Source organism: Bacillus sp. NPDC094106, assembly GCF_044764345.1.
In the GTDB taxonomy this organism is placed as follows: domain Bacteria; phylum Bacillota; class Bacilli; order Bacillales; family Bacillaceae_G; genus Bacillus_A.
The window spans coordinates 14,360-35,430 of record NZ_JBIWHY010000001.1 but is presented as its reverse complement, the minus strand read 5'-3'; the positions used below and the strand labels follow the sequence as shown (position 1 = coordinate 35,430).

Annotated in this window: 17 protein-coding genes and 2 pseudogenes; 3 read left to right on the top strand and 16 right to left on the bottom strand. The window is 34.5% G+C overall.

Annotated elements, in window-relative coordinates:
* Positions 1 to 66 precede the first annotated feature (66 nt).
* The gene (locus tag ACIQ7L_RS00175) at positions 67 to 702 is read right to left on the bottom strand and encodes a TetR/AcrR family transcriptional regulator (RefSeq protein WP_400565324.1); all 636 of its coding nucleotides are present in this window, start codon (positions 700 to 702) and stop codon (positions 67 to 69) included.
* 327 nt (positions 703 to 1,029) lie between these two features.
* Positions 1,030 to 2,340: a DEAD/DEAH box helicase gene (locus ACIQ7L_RS00170; protein ID WP_400565322.1), complete on the bottom strand. Its 1,311-nt coding sequence runs from the start codon at positions 2,338 to 2,340 to the stop codon at positions 1,030 to 1,032.
* Positions 2,341 to 2,520: 180 nt separating this feature from the next.
* On the opposite strand from ACIQ7L_RS00170, the gene ACIQ7L_RS00165 reads away from it, so the two are divergent.
* Positions 2,521 to 2,751, top strand: coding sequence for a hypothetical protein (locus ACIQ7L_RS00165; protein ID WP_400565320.1), 231 nt, complete (start codon positions 2,521 to 2,523; stop codon positions 2,749 to 2,751).
* 557 nt (positions 2,752 to 3,308) lie between these two features.
* On the opposite strand, the gene dhaM is transcribed toward ACIQ7L_RS00165, so the two are convergent.
* The 4 genes from dhaM to ACIQ7L_RS00145 form a co-directional block, all read right to left on the bottom strand.
* Positions 3,309 to 3,701: a dihydroxyacetone kinase phosphoryl donor subunit DhaM gene (gene dhaM / locus ACIQ7L_RS00160; protein WP_400565317.1), complete on the bottom strand. Its 393-nt coding sequence runs from the start codon at positions 3,699 to 3,701 to the stop codon at positions 3,309 to 3,311.
* Positions 3,702 to 3,718: 17 nt separating this feature from the next.
* Complete coding sequence (gene dhaL / locus ACIQ7L_RS00155) at positions 3,719 to 4,351, bottom strand: dihydroxyacetone kinase subunit DhaL (protein WP_400565315.1); 633 nt, start codon at positions 4,349 to 4,351, stop codon at positions 3,719 to 3,721.
* A gap of 12 nt (positions 4,352 to 4,363) precedes the next feature.
* The gene (gene dhaK, locus ACIQ7L_RS00150) at positions 4,364 to 5,362 is read right to left on the bottom strand and encodes a dihydroxyacetone kinase subunit DhaK (protein ID WP_400565313.1); all 999 of its coding nucleotides are present in this window, start codon (positions 5,360 to 5,362) and stop codon (positions 4,364 to 4,366) included.
* An 843-nt stretch (positions 5,363 to 6,205) separates the two neighbouring features.
* Entirely contained in the window at positions 6,206 to 7,231 is a 1,026-nt protein-coding gene (locus ACIQ7L_RS00145) for a YheC/YheD family endospore coat-associated protein (protein WP_400565311.1), read from the bottom strand.
* Between the two features lie 200 nt (positions 7,232 to 7,431).
* On the opposite strand from ACIQ7L_RS00145, the gene ACIQ7L_RS00140 reads away from it, so the two are divergent.
* Positions 7,432 to 8,667: an ATP-grasp domain-containing protein gene (locus ACIQ7L_RS00140; protein ID WP_400565309.1), complete on the top strand. Its 1,236-nt coding sequence runs from the start codon at positions 7,432 to 7,434 to the stop codon at positions 8,665 to 8,667.
* A gap of 237 nt (positions 8,668 to 8,904) precedes the next feature.
* On the opposite strand, the gene ACIQ7L_RS00135 is transcribed toward ACIQ7L_RS00140, so the two are convergent.
* The 4 genes from ACIQ7L_RS00135 to ACIQ7L_RS00120 all read right to left on the bottom strand — a co-directional run bounded on the left by ACIQ7L_RS00135 (position 8,905) and on the right by ACIQ7L_RS00120 (position 13,139).
* On the bottom strand, positions 8,905 to 9,735 hold the full coding sequence (locus ACIQ7L_RS00135; protein WP_400565306.1) for a DUF3974 domain-containing protein: 831 nt from the start codon (positions 9,733 to 9,735) through the stop codon (positions 8,905 to 8,907).
* A 24-nt stretch (positions 9,736 to 9,759) separates the two neighbouring features.
* Positions 9,760 to 10,869, bottom strand: a complete 1,110-nt coding sequence (locus tag ACIQ7L_RS00130) for a toxic anion resistance protein (protein ID WP_400565304.1) — start codon at positions 10,867 to 10,869, stop codon at positions 9,760 to 9,762.
* Between the two features lie 204 nt (positions 10,870 to 11,073).
* Positions 11,074 to 12,510: a class I adenylate-forming enzyme family protein gene (locus tag ACIQ7L_RS00125; protein ID WP_400565301.1), complete on the bottom strand. Its 1,437-nt coding sequence runs from the start codon at positions 12,508 to 12,510 to the stop codon at positions 11,074 to 11,076.
* A gap of 38 nt (positions 12,511 to 12,548) precedes the next feature.
* On the bottom strand, positions 12,549 to 13,139 hold the full coding sequence (locus tag ACIQ7L_RS00120; protein ID WP_400565298.1) for an O-methyltransferase: 591 nt from the start codon (positions 13,137 to 13,139) through the stop codon (positions 12,549 to 12,551).
* Positions 13,140 to 13,439: 300 nt separating this feature from the next.
* Here ACIQ7L_RS00120 and ACIQ7L_RS00115 point away from each other — a divergent pair, with 300 nt between their 5' ends.
* On the top strand, positions 13,440 to 13,598 hold the full coding sequence (locus tag ACIQ7L_RS00115; RefSeq protein ID WP_400565296.1) for a hypothetical protein: 159 nt from the start codon (positions 13,440 to 13,442) through the stop codon (positions 13,596 to 13,598).
* A 54-nt stretch (positions 13,599 to 13,652) separates the two neighbouring features.
* Here ACIQ7L_RS00115 and ACIQ7L_RS00110 read toward each other — a convergent pair whose 3' ends face one another.
* From ACIQ7L_RS00110 to ACIQ7L_RS00090, 6 genes and pseudogenes are all read right to left on the bottom strand, one after another.
* A complete protein-coding gene (locus ACIQ7L_RS00110) occupies positions 13,653 to 14,522 on the bottom strand; it encodes a sigma-70 family RNA polymerase sigma factor (RefSeq protein ID WP_400566292.1) in 870 nt (289 codons plus the stop codon).
* Positions 14,500 to 15,040: pseudogene (locus ACIQ7L_RS00105) on the bottom strand (dehydrogenase); the annotation flags it as partial. The pseudogene ACIQ7L_RS00105 and the gene ACIQ7L_RS00110, both read right to left, overlap by 23 nt.
* 169 nt (positions 15,041 to 15,209) lie before the next feature.
* A pseudogene (locus tag ACIQ7L_RS28145) lies at positions 15,210 to 15,332 on the bottom strand (CBM20 domain-containing protein); the annotation flags it as partial.
* Between the two features lie 9 nt (positions 15,333 to 15,341).
* Positions 15,342 to 15,998: a sporulation membrane protein YtaF gene (ytaF, locus tag ACIQ7L_RS00100; RefSeq protein WP_400565293.1), complete on the bottom strand. Its 657-nt coding sequence runs from the start codon at positions 15,996 to 15,998 to the stop codon at positions 15,342 to 15,344.
* A gap of 84 nt (positions 15,999 to 16,082) precedes the next feature.
* Positions 16,083 to 16,385, bottom strand: coding sequence for a hypothetical protein (locus tag ACIQ7L_RS00095; RefSeq protein ID WP_400565290.1), 303 nt, complete (start codon positions 16,383 to 16,385; stop codon positions 16,083 to 16,085).
* A gap of 40 nt (positions 16,386 to 16,425) precedes the next feature.
* A complete protein-coding gene (locus ACIQ7L_RS00090) occupies positions 16,426 to 21,054 on the bottom strand; it encodes a cation-translocating P-type ATPase (RefSeq protein WP_400565288.1) in 4,629 nt (1,542 codons plus the stop codon).
* Positions 21,055 to 21,071 lie beyond the last annotated feature (17 nt).

Sequence of the window (21,071 nt, the reverse complement as noted above, 5' to 3'; positions counted from 1 at the left end):
ATACACACCTTCCACCAGGATATTAGACCGACTGTCGGTCTAAAAATTTTTATAAAAAAAGTTATTTTAAGACTGTCCCATCAAAATAGCTAGAATGTAATCAAAGGTACCTTTTTCAGCTCCAAGAGTGGTTTCCATCATGTTGATGAACGCCTTTGCCTTTTGCATCGCTTCATGAGGCTGCCATTGAAATAATCCTTCGTCAAATATGACTTGTGCAGAAGCAATTAAAAATTCTATTGTTTCCCGCGGATAAGCGGTCACAAATATTTTTTCATTGATCCCCTGCTCAATTATCTCTGTCAAAACAGGTGTTAAGTGTAAAATAGCTTGCACTAAACTTTTTTGATGCATCTCTGCATTATTTGGTCGGTGAAATTGTTCGATCATTTTTTCTTTATTCCCACCAGCTTTCGGTACTTGTGCCATTAAAATTTGAAGCAACTTATCAAGTACGGGCATATTTGGATTTGAAGCAATCTTTTTCGCTGCTGCTACATCTGCATTTACAATTCTCATAATAATAGCATCCATCACTTCCTCCTTTGATTTGAAGTAATGATAAAATGTTCCTTTTGCAATACCAATTTCTCGTAAAATATCATTTACAGTTGTTTTCATATACCCTTTAGAAGCAAACAACTTTTCTGCTGTATTCAATATTTCGCTTCTACGCTCTTCATACTCCTTTACAACCCTCATAAAAAAATCCCTTTCACTTAGACTGACTGTCGGTCTAATACAAATATATGTGTATCCTATAAAAAAGTTTCATTCTTATCTATAAATTTTATTGCACATCACAAACAGTCGATCACCCTTCCTTTTTTCAATTCTTTGCCTAGCCATTCCATCCCCCTTATTCCAGTCATAAATTAACACTTTTTTCATATTTCACTAACATATACAACACCCTAATTAAATTATCCTCCCGCTTTAAGGAACGAAAGAATATTTTTTTGCATTTATTCCACCTTTTAGACATGATAAAAAAGTCATTTTCCTTCTTGAAAGGAAAATGACTTTTTATTAACGACCTCGTCTTTGCTGCTTTTGCTTTGTACTACTTTGCTTTTTACTTGGTTTATGAAATGATCGTTGTTTTGTACTTTTCGATCCTTCGCGATTATCTTTTTGACGATATTGACCTGTTTTCTTCGGCTTTTTCATTTGCTGTTTTTGCTTTTCTTCATTCGCATCATTGTTTTCTTTAACAGGCTGCTCTATCACTTGTCTTTGCAATGTTCTGCCAATATATTTCTCAATCTCTTTTAAGTACATTTCATCTTTTGGTGCAACGAATGTAATTGCAAGGCCTGATTCACCAGCACGTCCAGTTCGGCCAATTCGGTGTATGTAACTCTCTACATCTTCTGGAATGTCATAGTTAAATACATGCGTTACGCCTTCTACATCTAATCCACGTGCTGCTACATCTGTCGCGATTAAATATTGAATTTTCGCATCGCGGAAACTCTTCATCACTCGTTCACGTTTCCCTTGAGATAAATCGCCATGAAGTTCATCGCAATTATAACCGTATCCTTTTAAATCATCATATAATTTACTCGCTCTACGCTTTGTACGACAAAAAATAACGGCTAAAAATGGCTGATCTCGGTCCATCACATAACGTAAGGCATCTTGTTTTGCACGATCCGTTGTTTCAATCACACGTTGTTTTATACTATTTACTGTTACTTCTTCGCTTTGAATCTGGATTATCTCAGGCTCTTTCATATAGCGCTTCGCAAGTTTTTTAATATCTTTTGGCATCGTTGCTGAGAATAACATCGTTTGTTTACTTTCAGGTGTTTCTTCTAAAATTTCTTCTATATCGTATAAAAACCCAAAATGAAGCATTTGATCCGCTTCATCTAACACAAGCATAGAAACATTGGATAATACAATTGTTTCGCGGCGTAAATGATCTAATAAACGCCCAGGCGTTGCCACTACAACATGTGTGTTCCCTTTTAGTTTTCTCATTTGCTGTGCTACATCTTGACCACCATATATCGCAAGAACGTTGATATCTTCCTTATGAACAATCATCTTTTCAATTTCAGTTGTAATTTGCAATGCTAATTCTCTAGTTGGTGCCACAATTAAAGCTTGTACGTCACTTGATTTAGGATCAACCTTTTCTAAAATTGGCAAGATGAATGCAAGCGTCTTACCTGTTCCCGTTTTGGCTTGCCCAATTATATCTTTTCCAGACATGACAACTGGGATTGCTTTCTCTTGAATTGGTGTCGCTTCAGCGATCCCATTTTCACGTAATGTATGATTAAATGTTTCACTAATTCCTAACTCTAAAAAGTTTTTCAAACAGATCACTTCTTTTCCTTATTTTTCACATTGAGTTTTCATTGTACCATTTGTTTCACTAAATATGAAAAGAAAAATAAATCTAATTCAGATAGTTAGTCTGCCTAATTAAAAAAGAATAAGCTCCTTTATTTGCCTTAAGCATAGTATGTAAAGGACTATGAAGTATTAAAAAAAGTAGGTGAAAACATGACATTAGATTCCCAACGTATTATAGGATTTCCTGGAATAGGCATGGGCGGTTTCCCTGGCATGGGCATGGGCGGTTTCCCTGGCATGGGCATGGGTGGTTTCCCTGGCATGGGCATGGGCGGTTTCCCTGGCATGGGCATGGGCGGTTTCCCTGGCATGGGCATGGGCGGTTTCCCTGGCATGGGTATGGGTGGTTTCCCTGGCATGGGTGTACCATTTATGCTATAATTTTGATTTCTAATTATTTACATCAAGATATAGATAACAATAGGTAAAGTTAACCCTCATATATCAATAGATTAAATACAAAAAGATACTGAATACGGATGAAAGGTATAACAATAGGCAGTTCTCTAACATCGAAGACTCGTGCTGGCATAATGAAAGTAATCCTTCTAGCAAAACTACTATTAAAGCTAAGGAATAATAAAATCCCCCACTCAATTTGCGGGGGATTTTATCTTGCATATGTTCTAAAAAACAACCTACTATTTCCTCAATTCACTATATAAATCCATTTTAATTTTTCTCCTATTATACAAGAAATACCCTATAGAACAGACTTTTTTTAAGTGTCTATTCTATAGGGTACATTTTACTCGTTTGCTCTTTCTGTTTTTACTTCGCAGGTGGCAGAAAAAGGTCCTGACCGCTTCTATGCATGGCTAGATGCTCTTTCCTGCCTAAAGAGAGGGGGGTATGTCGTTTTTTTAATTGATGTATATATAAAATCAATGTCTTTTGCTGTTACTCTTAAGATGTATTTACATTTAATAACTGACAATTTAAGATAAACGTTTATTTAAAGTTATTTCTTTTAAACTCTCTTTTATTTCCTCTTTCGTTCTGCCAATTTGACTTTCAACAATTGCTGTAATAGCGCCTTCTACTAATGCAGCGTCAATAATTTCCACATTTCCTTGCATTTCTTCATCTAAAAATTCCAGCGCCATCTCAGCATTCATAAATGCACTTCCAATATCAAATAATACCAGAACACCATCTTTTGAATATACATGATGGATTGCTTCCTGAATTTTATTCATATCAGTTCCTAGTCTATGGTCCTCTGTACCACCAGCAAGGGCTACCTTTGCATTCGGTGCCATCTGTTTAGCTAACTCATAAATTCCTTCTACAATTTTTTCACTGTGGGAGACTAATACAATTCCAACCATTTTTATGTTCCTTTCATTTAAGCTTCTTTGGTATATTCATAGATACAGCTTAATAAAAGCATACTCGATACTGCACCAGCATCTTTATGCCCAATACTTCTTTCTCCTACATAACTCGCTCTACCTTTTCGAGCAATAATCTGTGCTGTATGTTCAGCTCCTTTTACTGCTGCGTCTTTCATTCGTTCCAAAGCTTCAAGTGTACTCTTTTCTTCTTTTATTGCTACATCTAATGCTTCATATGCAGGAATGAATGCATCCAACATTGTTTTATCATCCAGTTCAGCTTTTCCTCTCATTTGAATTCCGGAAATCGCCTCTTTAAGTAATTCTTTAAATAAAATTATGTCTACTTCATTTTTCCCTTTTAATACATTACTTGCTTTTAAAAAAGCTGTTCCATATAATGGTCCTGAAGCACCGCCAACATTAGACACAAGGGCCATTCCCGCCTTTTTCAGTATCTCTCCTAAATCATCACTTTCTTCATCTTTTATCTTTTCAATCACACTTTTAAACCCTTTACTCATATTTAAACCGTGATCGCCATCACCAATTGCTGCATCCAATTCAGATAAATACAATTTATTTTCCTCTATTACTTTGTCCATTTGTTTTAGTATTTCAATCACTTGCTTTGCATAAAACATATGACTTCACCTCTATCCCAGTTGTTTAAAAGCTGGTGTATCCGCAATATCATCTAACAATTCTTTCATTTCTTGATCCAGCTTTAATACTGTAATTGAACATCCCGCCATTTCTAGTGAAGTCATATACTCTCCAACAAATGTTCTCACTACTTGAATTCCTTTCTCTTGCAATCGTTCATGCACTCGTTTATTCATTATATATAGCTCCATTAAAGGGGTACCTGATAATCCATTTACCATAACTGCTACTTCGTTATTCTCTTCTAATTGTAAATCTCTTAAAATATTATCAAGTAAATGATCACAAATTTCATTAGCAGATTTCATATTTTCACGATGTGTACCAGGCTCTCCGTGGATACCCATGCCAATCTCAATTTCTTCTTCCCCAAGTGAGAAGTTTTCCTTTCCAGCAGCAGGAACAATACAAGAAGTAAGCGACATTCCCATACTTCTTACATTTGAAACTACTTTCTCTGCAACATCCTTCACTTCTTGTAAAGAAGCACCTTGTTCTGCTTTTGCTCCAGCAATTTTATGTACAAAAACTGTTCCAGCAATTCCTCGGCGTCCTGTCGTAAATGTGCTATTTTCAACCGCAACATCATCATTTACAATAACAGATTCAACTGTGATCCCTTCCATTTCAGCAAGTTCATTTGCCATATCAAAGTTCATCACATCGCCCGTATAATTTTTTATAATAAATAAGGCTCCTTGTCCATTTTCAACTTCCTTTATCGCTTCAAAGATTTGATCCGGAGTTGGTGAAGTAAATACTTCACCAAGGACAGCTGCATCTAACATTCCTCTTCCTACATATCCAGCATGAGCAGGTTCATGCCCGCTCCCTCCACCACTTACAAGAACTACTTTATTTTTAGAGCGATTTTTTCTAACTACTACATTAAAACCATCTAACTTTTGAAGGTACTCAGGATGAGCAGATGTCATTCCTTTTAACATATCTGAAAGAACTTCTTCAGGTTTATTGATTAGTTTTTTCATAGAAACTCCCTCCTTAACTTTGTACAAATAAGAACGTTTCTTCGTTGGTTGTAATCGCTTACATAACAAATTAAATAGAGGACGTAATTTATTCTCCTCTCTCCCCCTTAAGTATACTGCTGAAAAAATAGCAGTTCAACTTTTTTGTGAACATTCACATAAATTTAACACTTGTAAAATATTTTCCAATAATCTAAATATTCAAATAAACCTTTGTGCTTTACAAGTCCCTTGAATAATAATATAAATTGTACTCTGAATCATGGACTTTTTTTAAGTGTCCACGATTCTGGGTTTTTGTGTGTTTTCACATCTATTTCCTCGTTATAATGGAAACAATGATAAAAGTGAGATACGGGAAATGAGTAGAATTATTTTTAATGACTTCAAATAAAACAATTAAAGGTGAATGAAAATGTAGTGAAGGTATTGGGCCGTTCTATCATCTATCATGCTGACTTTAAAATAAAAGCTGTGAAAAAATCAGAGTCGGAAATGTCCTAATCAAATCTTCCTAGGGAATGAATTTGATTTAGGTATCATTGGGGAAAAATCCAAATCAATGTTTAAAACTCTAGAGAAAGATAAGTCTTAGTTTTTAAAGGTCTTTTTATTAAACTGTCCATTTTATAGGTTGCAGTTCAATTTAGAATACTTTTTTGGGTTTAAACACCATAAAAATTTTATTTTCAACCAACAAAATGCAAACTTTATACCCTAAGAAATTACCATACTGGAACATTTTGAATTCTTATATTGCCCCACCTTGTATATCACCGTGAAATGCTAGAGCAACTCCAATTACAAAAATCTGATAATTTCTATCAGTACACCTCTCTTTTTTTATTTATGTTTATCAGCTAAATATCTAGCGTAATGAATTAGATTCCTGGCCACATCTAATTCAAGATTAAATATACTAGGTACACCTGGTCTCCAATTCACTTCAAACAACCACAATTTTTGGATTTTATCAATCCCAACATCAATTCCTAACTCGTCAAATAATACATTTTTATATAAAGAATTAAAATGGTTAGAAAAACTTATCGCAAACCGCTCCAAATACCTTTGGATATTGTACGAATTATTACCAAACTCTGTTTTTAAGAAACTCTCTAAATAAGTACTATAACCACCACTAGCCATGTTCGAAACAACGCTTCCCAATGAACCTATCCTTGGGTAAATTGAAGTAATGACCCAATTTCCTTCCCCATTTCTTTGAACATGTAATCGAAAATCATAAACATGACCAGATTTCATTTGACATGAAATGAATCGTTGAACTATGTAACCCTGTTCTTGGATTTTATGAGATATAAAGTCTATTAATTCTTGTTTATTAATGGATAAAAGTTGCCCTTCCTCATTTATTTTGTAATGTTCCCTATATTTTTCAATGAAGACAATACCCTTACCTTGATGTCCAGACATCGGTTTAATAATAACTCGTTCATAGTTATTAATCATATCAAAAAATTTATTAACATCAGTTAATTCATAAAAGGGAATAAGATATTGCTCAAACTCTTTTGCTTGTTTAATTTTGTTATATACACTTAATTTATCTCCAATTGAATGACTTGTGAACGGAACCTTCTCATATAAATAATCATAAATTTGCTCAGTGTTATCACTAACATTAACACTTGCATTATAAATAACATCGGGAAAAGAAAATTCTTTTTCAATCCATTCACCATTTTCATAAATTTTCCCTAAAATTTTTTCAGTTTCTATATTAACTTTTCCTAAAGTAAAATAAAAAAAGTTTACACCTTCAGCTTTTGCTACAGCTGCATATGCATATGCCTTCTTTACATATATTGGATCTTTCCGGTGGTGAAGCATACCAATTATAACCATATGGGTTTTCCTCCCCTTCTTTCTAAATTTCTTTTTCAAACACGTATCAAATTCATCTTATATATATTCATAATCCCCCTTCATTTGACTAATTTTAAAATATAAAGAACGATTTTTCTCCTATTTTAATATTCTACTTATATGTAAATAATAAATTTGAGTTTTTATAAAAATGATTGAAGGTAAGGGGGCATAAGACTATGAATACTATTGTTTTTATTGAAACAAATAAATCTGGATCAAGTAGAGAAGCAATCAAGGCAGCAGAAAGACTTAATTTCTTTACAATTTTGTTAACTAGAAAAAAAAAATTTCTTGAAGAACGCAATACATTTCCGGATGTACATGAAATGATTTTCACTGATATAGATGATTACGCTAATGTAGTCACAATAATTAACAAGCTTAAAAACACAGGAAAAAATATAAAAGGAATTTTTAGTTTTATCGATTCTTTCGTTTATGTAGCTGCACGTTTATCAAAAGAATTTTGTCCAAATATAATATCTACCGAAGCAATTTATCATATAGAAAACAAAATATTGACTCGTAATGTACTAAAGGATTTACCAATCTCACTCAATTATTTAGTTTATAAACCAAAAGAATCATTATCATCTTTTCTTAAAGAAGCTAAAAACATGAATTTCCCTCTTATCGTTAAATCCCCTAAATCATCAGGATCAAAAGATGTATTGTTAGCAAAAAATGAAAATCAATTAATTTCATCTATGCAAACTCTTTTGAAAAAACTACCTAATGAAGAAGTTCTGATTGAGGAATATGTAGATGGACCTCAGTACTTGGTTGAAATTTTAGTTCACAATGGAAAAGTGCATATTATAGCAATAATTGAACAAGAAATTACATTTTTTAATCGTTTTATTGTCACTGGTTATTCTTTGCTAGGACAAGTAGACTATAAACTATACTATAGCCTTCTCAAGACTATTAATTCCGTTATAAAGGCTTTTAATATGAAAAATGGCGCGTGTCATATAGAACTACGTAGAACAAATGATGTTTGGAAATTAATCGAAATAAACCCTAGAATATCCGGTGGAGCTATGAATGACATGATTGAAATTGGACATGGAATTAACTTAGTACAAGAAACTATTCAATTAATGTTAGGAAACACACCTTCACTAAATAAAAAGCATTATAAATATGTATACACTCATTACTTAACAGTTAAATCTAAAGGAAAACTAATCCGAGTTACAGGAAAAAATCGTAGTTCTAAATATCCTGGTGTGGAAAAGGTTTATATAAAACCCAAAAAAGGGGCCATCCTAAAACCACCTACATCAATGGGGCATCGTTGCGGATACATTTTAGCATCATCATATTTTAAAACAGAAGCTAAAAAAATAGCTTTAGAAGCAGCTAAAGAAATCTCTTTTGAAATCGAAGAACTAATAGATGCAACGTAAGCAAAAGCGGCATGTAAGCCGTATTTTCTCATGTTATTTATCAGTAAATTTTTTATTTAGTGATAAGATAATCATAATTAATTGATACACTTCGTGAACAAATTGTACTAACCCTTACTTTGAAAGTTTTACAAACATAGCAAGTACAACCTAAAAAACAAACAAGCACTTCAAGTAAGTGCTTGTTTGTTTTTCTAATTTTAAGTTTTAATATATTTACCCAAAGAGGGGTTGTTACTAATTCTTAAACTTCTCCTTCGCCGCTCTCATCTTCACATTTAAATCATGATCAATGGAGTCACGAATATCACGCTCTACTGCTTCCATCGCTTTTTGGAAATTTTGTAAGTAGATCTTTAATTCTTCTTCTTTTTCAGGACGTTGTGATGGTGGTAATTGTACCACTAGTGACAACATAGCTATCAAATCTTTCATTAAGAACGTTTCAAGTTTGTGCTGTTGCTCAAACATGCGTTGTTCTTGATAGTACGGAAGTGCGTTTAATACTGAAATTGTAATCTCATCAACCGTTCTTTGTAATGAAGGGTTAATTGATCGTTTATATGCCTGAATCGTATTTAATTCATCAGGATAACGGTCGTAAAAATACAATTTATAAAACGATAGATCTGTTGGTTTGGATGATTGTTGCGATTCTTGTCTTAGGAAATCCTTTACTTTTATCACCGCTACATCGATATCTTCAGTTGTAACCTTTTTGGTTGCTTTCGCCATTACATGTACTTTTTTCTGTTTATCTTTCGGTAACATAGAGAAAACTTGTTCTCTTGTACGTTGGTCTGCTGCACAGAAAAGGGTATTCAATGCTTTCTGTTCCTTTTTCCCCTCTGTACGAATCCAGCGATAAAAGAGTGGATGCTGCGTAAATTCTTGTAAAAACGGCGTTGCTTTATTTGATAATTTTTCAATTGATTCATGTGCGCGCTTATAAGGCTTCACCCATGATAAATAAAATTTCCGGCCGAAATACACAAGCGAGACAACGATCGTGAATCCAACTAAAAGTAACGTTCCGATTAGTATTAAAGCCATTTTAATAAAACTCATCTTTTCACCTCCTCTAATGACCCCTTATTTCTTTGGACGCTGAATGAGCTTTTGCTTCATTTCATCATTAAATGTGTCGAGTTCAATAACAAACTTCTTACTAGATTCAATAATACGCTCTGATGATTTCTCAGATGCTTCAATAGCCGCAAACACATTTTGGAAGGATTCACGTAGCTTATCCATGCTGATTGCTGGATTTTCAAGCAACTGCGTCGTTTCTTCTGTGTTTTGTTTTAAAGCTTGTGAGTTACTTAATACCATTGATTCAATTGCTTCATTAGTCGCGTTAACTGCATCGATTGTTTTACGTTGATTTGTTAATGCAAGTTGGATTGCTGCTGAAACAGTAACAACGTTTTGCGTCATTGTAATCGCGTTACGAATTGCTTCTGTTAACTTTTCATTGTTTTTCTTAATGATATCTACAGATGCGATAGATTGTAGCAATACACTTTTTGCTTGCTGCATGTTTCGTGTACGTACAAGGATTTTTTCTAACGCATCATTAATTAATGGAATATCTTTTTGACGATCTGGATTTTGCTTCTCTGCCTCCAGCATGCCAGCAAGCTTTCTTCCTAAATACACTTGCTTATCAAGCGCATGAATTTTATCATGTGATTGTTCTTTTAACATTTCTAAACCGACTGTATCTTCTTGAAGATTATCACGACCAATAAGTAATGATCTAATAATCTCTTCAACTTGTTTATCTATGGATTGATATTTATGAGCATACGTTTCAAGTGGATTTTTCTTGAACACTTTAAACATAAATTTCTTCATACCCGATGCTTTTAGTGAATTAGGATCGAGTTCTGATACTACTTTACGTAATTCTAACAGCGTATTTGGAATTTCTTCATTCTTTCCATTCATCATCGCTGTTACAGGGCGTTTAAGTGCTGATAATGTTTGCCCCGCAGCTTGCTGTTCTTTATCTCCTAAATCTCCAAGTTGTGATAATACTTTTGAAAGATCTGTATTTTGTTCACTATTTAGTTTCTGTACATAAAGGTCAGCTTCTTTATTCAGTTCAACAAGTTCTTCATCTTTAATAACCGTATCAACAACTACTTCTACATTATCTTTCACTACTGATACAGGTTCTTTCTTCTCTAATTCAGTCAACAAAATCGCTCCTTTATTTATATGTGCGAAATTATTTGCACTATATTTCATCTAAAATATCGTATTCAACATGTATGATACTTGTTTGATAATAAACTCCTGCTTATGCAGTCATTCCCTGTTTCTTACCATAAGTATACCTGTTCGCTGCATTATTTTCCTCAGACTTAAGACCTAGAATGCTACGTGCTGAAGGCGGATTCTTCACATGTTACACGGTGTATTGTTTAGTAATTCCGCTTTCAATTTTATTTTGTCTACCTTCCCATTTGGCTTCTTCGGTAAATGTGATAGTACAGTCCAATTTCTTGGTTGCTTATATGATATTAATTTTTGACGGCACTCTTTCTGAATATCAACTAATTCTCGAGAAAATTCCTTAACGATAACAGCCCGTATGATTTCCCCACGATTCTCATCCTTTTCCGAAAACACTACCGCTTCTGTAACCCCGGTGATTCCAAGTAATGCATCCTCTATTTCGCCAGCATACACAAAACTCCCAGCAGCTTTTATAACGTCTCGGTCTCTACCTACTAAAACAATTTTTCCATCCTCTCTTTGGAAACCAATATCATGTGATGTTACCCAATCTTCTATGAAAGTAGCTTTTGTTTGTTTTTCATTTTCAATATATCCTTCAAAAGCCTGACCGGATCGAACAAATAACTTCCCAAAGTTTTCTTTATCAGTTACTATTCGTTCTTTCTTCTCATTAAAGAAAGCAATCTCCACATCGGGGAATGGTACTCCGACTGTTTCAGGTGCAGTTCTTGCATCTTCTGATGTTAATAATGAGGCATACCCCATTTCTGATGATCCGTAATATTCATACAAAAATGATTTAGAAAAACATTCCTCAAATTTTTGTCTTTGTATAGTCGATAATTTTGTCCCAACTGAAATCATACACCCCGGAATCATTTCCTGCACACTTCGTTTTTGCTTTGCATGGCGAATTAAAGGCTCAATTACAGCTGGTGTGATCGAAGCACATGATCCTTTTGCTTTGAAAAAGGCCTCTGGTGTAAATTTAGATAATAAAACAATCTCAGCTCCAATAGCTAATGCATGAAGTGCCGGATATAACTGCGCTGAATAAGATAAATGTAACGGAACTACTATCCGATCACTTTCAGTTAGTGAAAACGCCTTACTCCATCCTTCAAAACTACTAGTCCAAGATTGATGACTTTTAACAAAACCTTTCGGTGTGCCCGTTGAACCTGAAGTATAACCCAAAAAGTATAACTCATCCTTACTATTCACATGTCTAAAAGGAAATGAGATGGTATTATGCTCAATTGTTTGACATACTGTCTCTTTGGATGTAATAATCCAATTAGGCTCCGTTCTACTTACAATTGTTTTCCATTCAATTGCTGTAACGTCTGGATGAACCGGCATTATAATTCCACCAATTTTTGAAACCGCAAGTGCATCTTGAATCCATTCCATACAATTTTCCAACTTTATAATAAAAATATGCCCTGGTGCCGCTCCGTTTTGCATAAGAACTGATGCACGATTTGAAACACATTGCGCCAACTCTTTGTAAGTCCAGCTATCATGTTGTTCCGAAAGCGCAACGCGGTCAGGATATTTTTGTGCCTGCTCATAGAAATAAGAATGTATACGCATTTTTTATTGAATCTCCTTGTTTGTTATAGCTATATTTTTTATTTTTTTCGCGCCACAAACGCCCCTTTTTGAAAAGCTAGTAATACTGTTTCAAATGCACTATCTTCTTCAATCATCTGAATAAATTCCGCTAACTCTTCTGCATGTGAAGTCGCATTATCGATGACAAGAAATCCTTTTGGTTCTAATATGCGTTTTATATTTTCCCACCACCACATATATTGCGTACGCTCTGAATCTAGAAAAATAAAATCAAATGAACGATCTACTTGTGTATCTAAGAATGCGCCCGCTTCTTGATTATGAATATCAATTCGCTGTCCAAGCTGGGCCTTTTCAAAATTCACAAGCGCCTCCGCGACCCGTTCTGAAGAAAGTTCAACAGTTGTGACATTTCCGTTTGTTTCCTCAGCTGCATTTGCCAGCCATAATGTTGAATATCCATTTGAAGTACCGATTTCCAACATTCTTTGTGCACTAAGTCCTTTTATTAAAATGGATAAAAACTGGCCCATTTCACGAGAAACATTTCTTAACTTTTCTTCTCGCTTTTCTTTTTTACTATCATGCTCTTCCCCATATCTTTCAAGTTCTAACAACAATGATTCTAAGGAATTCATACTATTCATCGCCTCTCCAATAAATGTAATGATAAAAAAAATTGATGAAAAAGTTGATTATGTTTGTCTACTTTTCATTATATGCGAAACGAAAGTCTTTTTCCTGTTATAAGGAAAAAAATTGAATTTTTTTGTAGCATATTGCTTCATTTTTTGGTAAAGTTAATTTCTACGTGTAATTATTCCATTCACATTATTTTACAATTAAAATGCAATCATTTTTAATCGGTATTTCAAATCAAAGAAGCGCCCTTTTTGGACGCATTTTCTTTTGTTTATAACTAATATGTAAGAAAGGATGCTTTAAACATGAACGTGATTAATTTAGATGCCGCTAGAAAACGTAAGCAGCGCAAAAAGCAAATGATAACTATACCGATTATTAAACGTATTTACGAAGAGGACGGAGAAATCAAGTTCGAGGTATTAGGCGAAAAGGATGTTCCTCTTGAAATGTTAGAGAAGTAAATGATATGGTCCTAAATTAAAGACGCATTTCTGCTGAAATGCGTCTTTTTCATTCTATACATTCTCATTTAAATGAATAAGTTTTTCTGGATTCACCATCATATAAATAGATGAAATTTTCTCTTCTTGAAACTCAAACGAAAGCACATACGCAGCCCGGTTATTTACATTTACAATAATACCTGGAACACCATTTACTATTCTAAATGTAATGGAATGTTCTTCTGACAACTTCTTAGTAATTCCTAAGAATAGACGTACAATCTTTTCAGAAGTGTAAATTGGTTTAAGAGCCGTTGTAACCTTCCCTCCACCATCTGATTTAAATATCGCATCTGTTTTTAAGATTTCTATCATTCCTTGTACGTCTCCTCGTTGCAAAGATGTAACGAATTGTTCCACATATGTGGCCATTTGCTTTGTACTTAATTTTGAGGCTCTCGGTTTATCCATTATACTCTTTCTGGCTCGATGAAAGATTTGTCGACAGTTCACACTACTCTTTTCAACGATTGATGCTATCTCATCATAATCGTACCCAAACACTTCTCGTAATATAAACACCGCCCGTTCAATTTCAGATAACTGTTGCAATAATAAAAGATACGCTGTAGACATAGATTCCTTCATTATATATGCCATTGAGGGATCATCATTTTCTTCAACAAGTGGTTCAGGTAACCACATACCAACATAAACATTTCGTTTATGAGCTGCTGAACGTAATTTATCGATTGCACGATTTGTAACCATCTTGCATAAATACGCTTTTACATTGCCGTACGACTCTATCTCTTCTGTTTGACTGAATGAAAGAAATGTATCATGAACGATATCTTCTGCGTCCATGACACTCCCAAGCATACGATAAGCTAAAGAGAATAATAAAGGTTTATACGCTTCATACAACTGTTCCGTTTCCACGCTCACTTGACCCTCTTTCAATTTGTGACTTTACTCAATTCTAAAATTTGGAGTGCCGCTCGCTTTCCACTAGCAACCGCAGCATCAGCTAATAATTCATCATGGCCAGCCCAATCTCCTGCAACATATATCCCTGGCATTTCAGGAACAGTAGGTCCCGGCTTTTCAGTACGACCAATATGAGGAAAATCATGGACAACTGTTATTTGGGGTAAATATTGTTTTACAGCTAATTCCTGTTGCCACTTTGGATGTAAAAGGTCCATTGTATGTTCTAAACACATTCTATCCTCATTTGGATAATTGATTAGTACTGTAGGATTGTGATATTTTATCAAGCTAACTACTGCTGTCCCATCCTCACTTAACTTTGAAGCTCTCGATTGATTTGTAAAAAATACAGGTTGATCTAATCCTAAAACAAATTGATGTGATGGGTTGGGTAATTTTCTTAAACCAAGATCTAAGGAAGCAACTGTCACTGGCACTGATTGTTCTTTCCATCTATGCAGCACTGTGTCTTTTATTGCCACATCGAAATTTTTCATATCAATTCCTCCCTTATTGTTCTACATACAAGACGAATGAAGAAAGAGGAATGTGACATTTTTTAAAATTTATTTTTCCTTCCAAAACAAAAAAATCCCTTATCTCATATTAAAGGATCTTTTTGTTTACATAATATTATTACCAATAACTTATATGAGTGGTACCCTTCAGCGGAACTGGATTCCAACTTTGTTGTATTGTTTGCCATGATTTGACCGTTCCATCTTTACTTTTAATAAACGCTTTAAATTCTATTTTTCTCATTTTTAATTAATCTAAGAAAGCAGTAAAAGCAATAGCAACTAGTAAAACACCACTAATGAGTGTTCCAAATTGTCCAATTGTAAATTTTCCAATCCTCACATTGGCTACTTTTTCACCTAATACAACTCCCGCCCACACAGTTATAAAACTAGCAATAGCGGCGGCTAAGCATATGGCAATAGGTGATAAGCCTAGCAAACCAGCACCTAAACCATTTGTAAGTGCATTTGCTGAAAGTGCAACACCGAGAAAAATCGATTCAACAAAACCTATACTTCCAGACTTATCAAGGTCTGCTTTTGTTGGGTCTTTCATGATTGTTTTTAAATGATCCGAGACACCGTCTGTTTCTGATTGCTCTACCGACATTTCCCTCATAGATACAGCTTCTTTACTTCTTCTTGGCATTGCAAGTAATATAATACGGATTCCAATAATGACTAGTAATAATGAACCTACAATAACCGGAAATATTCCTGGTAATACTTTAGAAAGCCACACACCAAAATAAATTCCTGCCGCACTAAATGCAAAACAAATAATAGAAATAATAAAGTTAGAGAAAGCATGAATACGAATTCCACGTATCCCATAAGAAATACCTACCCCAAAATTATCAATACTCGAAGAAATTGTAAGTGCCAATATCATCATCCATACCATTTTGAATAACCTCTTTTCATATTTGATGTACACTTCTTTGGATGTTAAGTTTTTCAATAATGGTTTGTTGATAGATTCAAAGAATCAATATTTTTCTTTCTGACTATGACTCATTTCTTTTGCATCTTGCACTTCCTCTTCCTCTTCCTCTTCCTCTTCCTCTTCCTCTTCTATGTTTCTCTCATGATTCTTTAACGTTTTTTGTAATGCTCTTTCTGCTTTTGCCTCATAAATAATATCTTCTATTTCTTCTTTCAAAGTTTCAGTAGCTGATTTAACACCTCTTATTCCCGCTTTCATAATTGGACGCAACGTATTTTGAGCTACAGAAAGAATAGAAACAGAGGCTGCAGCTAATGCAGATCCTACCAAAATTTTTCTAATCATTTTTTCATCTCCCTCTATTTTTCACTGCGTTCATTTCTATTTAAATTGCTACTGTAACTTCATGACATTCTTGCCTGTGAATATTTTCTGTTTTACGAGTTAATAATTTCAAACATATTTTTGATAACTTAGATACAGATCCAGCCACGACTGTAATCAAAATCCATTGTTTTATATTTAACGGAACTGTGTGGAAAATTTTCGAAATTGGAGGGAAATATAGTGCACCAAATAATGTTAGCCAAGAGATACCAATTGCTGTCATAAAGAAATAATCTTTTGACCAATCACGAACTGTTTCTTCAGACCCTTCTTGTCGCCATGAGAATGTTTGAATCAATTGCCCCGCCACTAAAGTTGCAAAGGCTGTTGACTGTGCTACAGCAAGAGGCATCCCCATAGTCAAACTCGCAACAAATAATCCTAATGAACCAGCTCCAAGCAACACACCTCGTGTAATTACCTTTTGATATAACTCTTTATCAACAATATCTTGCCTTTTTGTTTGCTTTGTTTTATTTCCAGGATTTACAGCTAAAATCATTGCTGGTAACGCATCTGTAATTAAATTCATTAATAAAATTTGAATTGGAATTAATGGGATAGGTAACCCTGCTATTACAGCCACACTAGTAACTAAAATTTCTGCTAGATTACCAGTTAAGAGACAGCCAACTGCTTTACGTATATTACCAATAATTGTTCGTCCTTCTTTTACACCGTCTATAATCGAACCAATATGATCTTCTTTTAACACAATATCCGCTGCTTCTTTCGTTACTTCTGTTCCAGTTTTCCCCATTGCAATTCCTACATTTGCCTTTTTAATTGCGGGTGTATCATTTACACCGTCTCCAGTCATAACAACAATTTGCCCATATTTTTGAAAAACCTTTACAATTCTTAATTTATGACTCGGTGTCACACGTGCAAATATAGAAACATCTTTTACAGTTTCCTCAAGTTCCTTATCGGTAAGCCTATCGATATCCTGACCATTTAACACTTTATTCGCTGTATTCTTAATTCCAATTTCTTTCGCAATTGAAATAGCTGTATTTGGATGATCGCCAGTAATCATTACAGGTTTCACACCTAATCTATAGGCTTCTAGAATACTCTTTTCTACCTCTGGTTTTGGTGGATCAATCATGCCCACTAATCCAACAAAAATCAATTCTTGTTCTTCTATTTTGTTAGCTTCCCAATCAACAGAACGATATGCCAAAGCTAATACCCGTAGAGCACCGTCTGCAAGCTCTGTATTTCTTTGAATGATTCTGTTCTTTTGTTCATCATTCAGCAGATGTACACGACCGTTTTCTTGGTAGAATTTACAACGATCTAAAATCGCCTCTACAGAACCTTTCGAAAACATTTTGTATTCATTTTCTTCCGTAGAATTTTGACAAATTACACTCATGATACTTGTTTCAGAATCAAACGGTATTTCATGACATCTATTCCATAACCCTCTGTAATCTTCTACAGGTGTTGACTTTGCAGCAAGACAGAGTAGTGCCCCTTCCGTTGGATCACCTTTCATTTTCCACTCATTCTGTTCTATCTTTAATTCACTATTATTGCATAAAACCGAAATTTGCATGATACGCTCTAAATCAAGACCTTTTACAGAAACATTAGGTTCATTTCTTTCGTTCACTTTTCCTTCTGTCACATTCATTTCTGTCACGGCCACTTCGCCGGACATTTCTCGAATTTCACCATTTGGCTCATAGCCATCCCCTTCAACAGTCCACAGCTGATTCAATGTTGCGATTGCCTTAACTGTCATTTCATTCTTTGTTAGCGTACCTGTTTTATCCGAACAAATAATTGTTGTTCTTCCTAGAGTTTCTAAAGCAGAAAGTTTTCGAACTAGTGCTTTATTTTTAGACATTCGGGATATACCAGCACTTAAGGCAATCGTAATCATAATTGGAAGACCTTCTGGTATTGCAGATGCTGCTAATGTAATAGAAGTGGCTATCATTTGCGTGATTGGTAACCCGCGAATGATTCCAGCCAAAAGAACAAGTCCACCAGCTGCCACAGCTCCTTTAATAAACATCTTACTAATAGAAGTAACTTTCTTCTGTAAAGGTGTCACTTCTACTTCCTCACCTTGTACTAAAGAGACCATCGCTCCCATTTCGGTATCCATTCCGGTCGCAGCTACAACTCCAATTGCTTTTCCACGTGTAACGGCGGTCCCCATAAACAACATATTTTTCCGCTCAGCTAATGAAGCCTTTAGATCCAAAATGCAATCGACTTTTTCAATTGGTAGAGATTCTCCTGTTAATGTGGCTTCATTCACTTCTAGGTTCCATGAATGAATAATTCGAAGATCTGCTGGTATACGATCACCAGCTTCTACACAAACGATATCCCCTGGGACAAGTTCTTTGCTAGAGATATCAAATGTATTCTGATTTCTAATAACCTTACAATTTGGTGGTCGGAATTCATTAAGTGCCTCTACAACTTTCTCAGCTTTACGTTCCTGCATAGTTCCAATTACAGCATTGCAGAGAAGAACTGTTCCCATTGCTAATCCGTCAAACCATCCACCTGTAAACATCGATAATCCTGCCGCACCAAGCAAAATAAGTGATGTAAATTCTTTAAATTGTTTCAGGAAGGAGACAATCCATGAAGTAGATTGTTTAGATTGAATTTGGTTCATTCCAAATTTCTTCCGTAAATTCATCAATTGATTATCGCTAAGACCTTGTTCCTTGTTCACATGAAACATGCTCATCATTTTTTCTGCAGTCATGGAATGCCATGCTGCTTTATCGTAACCTATAGCTTGATCACATCTATTTTCCTTCACATGTTTCAAAAAAAAGTCCCTCTTTTGTAAAATAATTTTTTCACTTATTCGTTTTGCCCTAGATAAGAACAATAGCGACATAGCATTCGTCATTAAGGCAATGATAGGAGCGGTAAAAATAGAAAACATCGCAAATAAACTTCCGACATAGTTCCAAATTTTAGTGATTCCAAAATGTTGATTTACCATTTTATTTATTTTTTGCGCATACTCAATTGATTGAAGACTATTCCTTAATTTATTGACAGAAAGTTCAGGTATTTTAAACCATGAAATATTCTCCCGCTTGTTCTCTCCTCCTACATATATAAGATCTTCCCCTATTGATCTAATGGCTGTTACACGCCTTACTATTTGCTCTTCAGTGTTTTGCAACCAACTCGTATCAATACCATGTCTCTTAAGAAGGGGATGACTAATATTTAAACTATTATTTAAAATGCCGACTTTCCATTCGTGATGGGATAACCAATCTGATACCTTCTCTAACTCTGGTACAATTTCTACTTTTGAACCAATAATAAATCCAATACACTTTTTATTTTTACTTACAAATAAAACATTGTATCCTTTGTTCTCTACTCGTTTTGCTTCAAGATAATACCTATTACATTCCTCACTATGTTTTTCTACAAAGCGTTTACTACCAACACATATTTCTATTCCTTGTATAGTGCCCCTCATTCCATGGCTATTACTTTCAACAGAAAATGCGGTACGTAAAGTTTTTCCCGTTTGCACTACTTTTTCAATAACTTCATCCTTTAAAGGATGGTTACTTTTCTTCATAAGTGGTGCAACCACACTCCAAATCTGACTTTCCTCTGTATCATGGCTAATACACTGTACCGCTTCTAATTTTTCTCTAAATAAATTTGATGTGTCATCAAAAAGAATTGTTTTTGTACGTGATAATTGAGGCAAAGATCCATTGTGCGGAATTGTATATTTTTTATCTCGTGACACAAGCTCTGCTTGATTCCAAGCATACTCTGTCGCTGTAATAGCGGGCCGAGGATTCGCTCCCAAAAGAACCGACATTCCTTGCAAAGGATTTCTCGTTAAAGCTAATGTCGCAGCCCCTAAAATCATTCCTCGTTTTGATTGTTTATGACTATATAATTGAATTTCAGAAGATAATTGAGGACCATTCTGACTATCAATATTTGCTTGATTTCGCTTCCAATTTACAAAGTGTAATAAACTAAGTCCCGCAAGCACAACAAGATTTTCCCTAGCAAAGGCTAATGCAAACGTACTCATTCCTAAAATAAGGTCTGAATTCATTTTCTTATTTATAGACATTTGTTTTAAACCACGTTTTAAAAATGGATATCCTGTACATACAGAGACCAACCCGGATAAATAAAAAAGCCCTGTACTTTTAGCTAAAGTAGACCTTCCCATTAACATTTGCTTCACACCTAAAACACCAAGACCTAAAAGTGAAAAAGCTAACGGCAGAGGGATTGATTCTTTTTCAAATGATCGATCCACTTGTTTTGGTATTACGTGGAATGAACTTATGGGTTTATCATCTATAATGTTGTCTTCTTCACTTTTTTCATTATTTACATCTTTTAAAAAATCACTTTCAATAGATTGAATGATTTGATAGATATCATGAGATGATACGATATTAACGTTATAGCAAATAAGAACTCTTCCTGTTTCTATAGAAGCATGAATCTTCTCAATTCCCTTTACCTCTTGAAATTTACACATAAATAAAGACTTCATTTCATTGTTATGCTTTAGACCATATAATTCAATCCGAACTCTTCCTGGAAAAGCTCGAATAAATCTATTTTTCAATGAAATTATGGACATTGAGATTCTCCTTATAA

Coding starts and splice junctions, on each gene's coding strand:
- ACIQ7L_RS00175 (WP_400565324.1), bottom strand. CDS start 702: ATGAGGGTTGTAAAGGAGTATGAAGAGCGTAGAAGCGAAATATTGAAT.
- ACIQ7L_RS00115 (WP_400565296.1), top strand. CDS start 13,440: ATGAACGTGATTAATTTAGATGCCGCTAGAAAACGTAAGCAGCGCAAA.
- dhaM (WP_400565317.1), bottom strand. CDS start 3,701: ATGGTTGGAATTGTATTAGTCTCCCACAGTGAAAAAATTGTAGAAGGA.
- ACIQ7L_RS00090 (WP_400565288.1), bottom strand. CDS start 21,054: ATGTCCATAATTTCATTGAAAAATAGATTTATTCGAGCTTTTCCAGGA.
- dhaL (WP_400565315.1), bottom strand. CDS start 4,351: ATGTTTTATGCAAAGCAAGTGATTGAAATACTAAAACAAATGGACAAA.
- dhaK (WP_400565313.1), bottom strand. CDS start 5,362: ATGAAAAAACTAATCAATAAACCTGAAGAAGTTCTTTCAGATATGTTA.
- ACIQ7L_RS00125 (WP_400565301.1), bottom strand. CDS start 12,510: ATGCGTATACATTCTTATTTCTATGAGCAGGCACAAAAATATCCTGAC.
- ACIQ7L_RS00135 (WP_400565306.1), bottom strand. CDS start 9,735: ATGAGTTTTATTAAAATGGCTTTAATACTAATCGGAACGTTACTTTTA.
- ytaF (WP_400565293.1), bottom strand. CDS start 15,998: ATGGTATGGATGATGATATTGGCACTTACAATTTCTTCGAGTATTGAT.
- ACIQ7L_RS00140 (WP_400565309.1), top strand. CDS start 7,432: ATGAATACTATTGTTTTTATTGAAACAAATAAATCTGGATCAAGTAGA.
- ACIQ7L_RS00165 (WP_400565320.1), top strand. CDS start 2,521: ATGACATTAGATTCCCAACGTATTATAGGATTTCCTGGAATAGGCATG.
- ACIQ7L_RS00095 (WP_400565290.1), bottom strand. CDS start 16,385: ATGATTAGAAAAATTTTGGTAGGATCTGCATTAGCTGCAGCCTCTGTT.
- ACIQ7L_RS00145 (WP_400565311.1), bottom strand. CDS start 7,231: ATGGTTATAATTGGTATGCTTCACCACCGGAAAGATCCAATATATGTA.
- ACIQ7L_RS00120 (WP_400565298.1), bottom strand. CDS start 13,139: ATGAATAGTATGAATTCCTTAGAATCATTGTTGTTAGAACTTGAAAGA.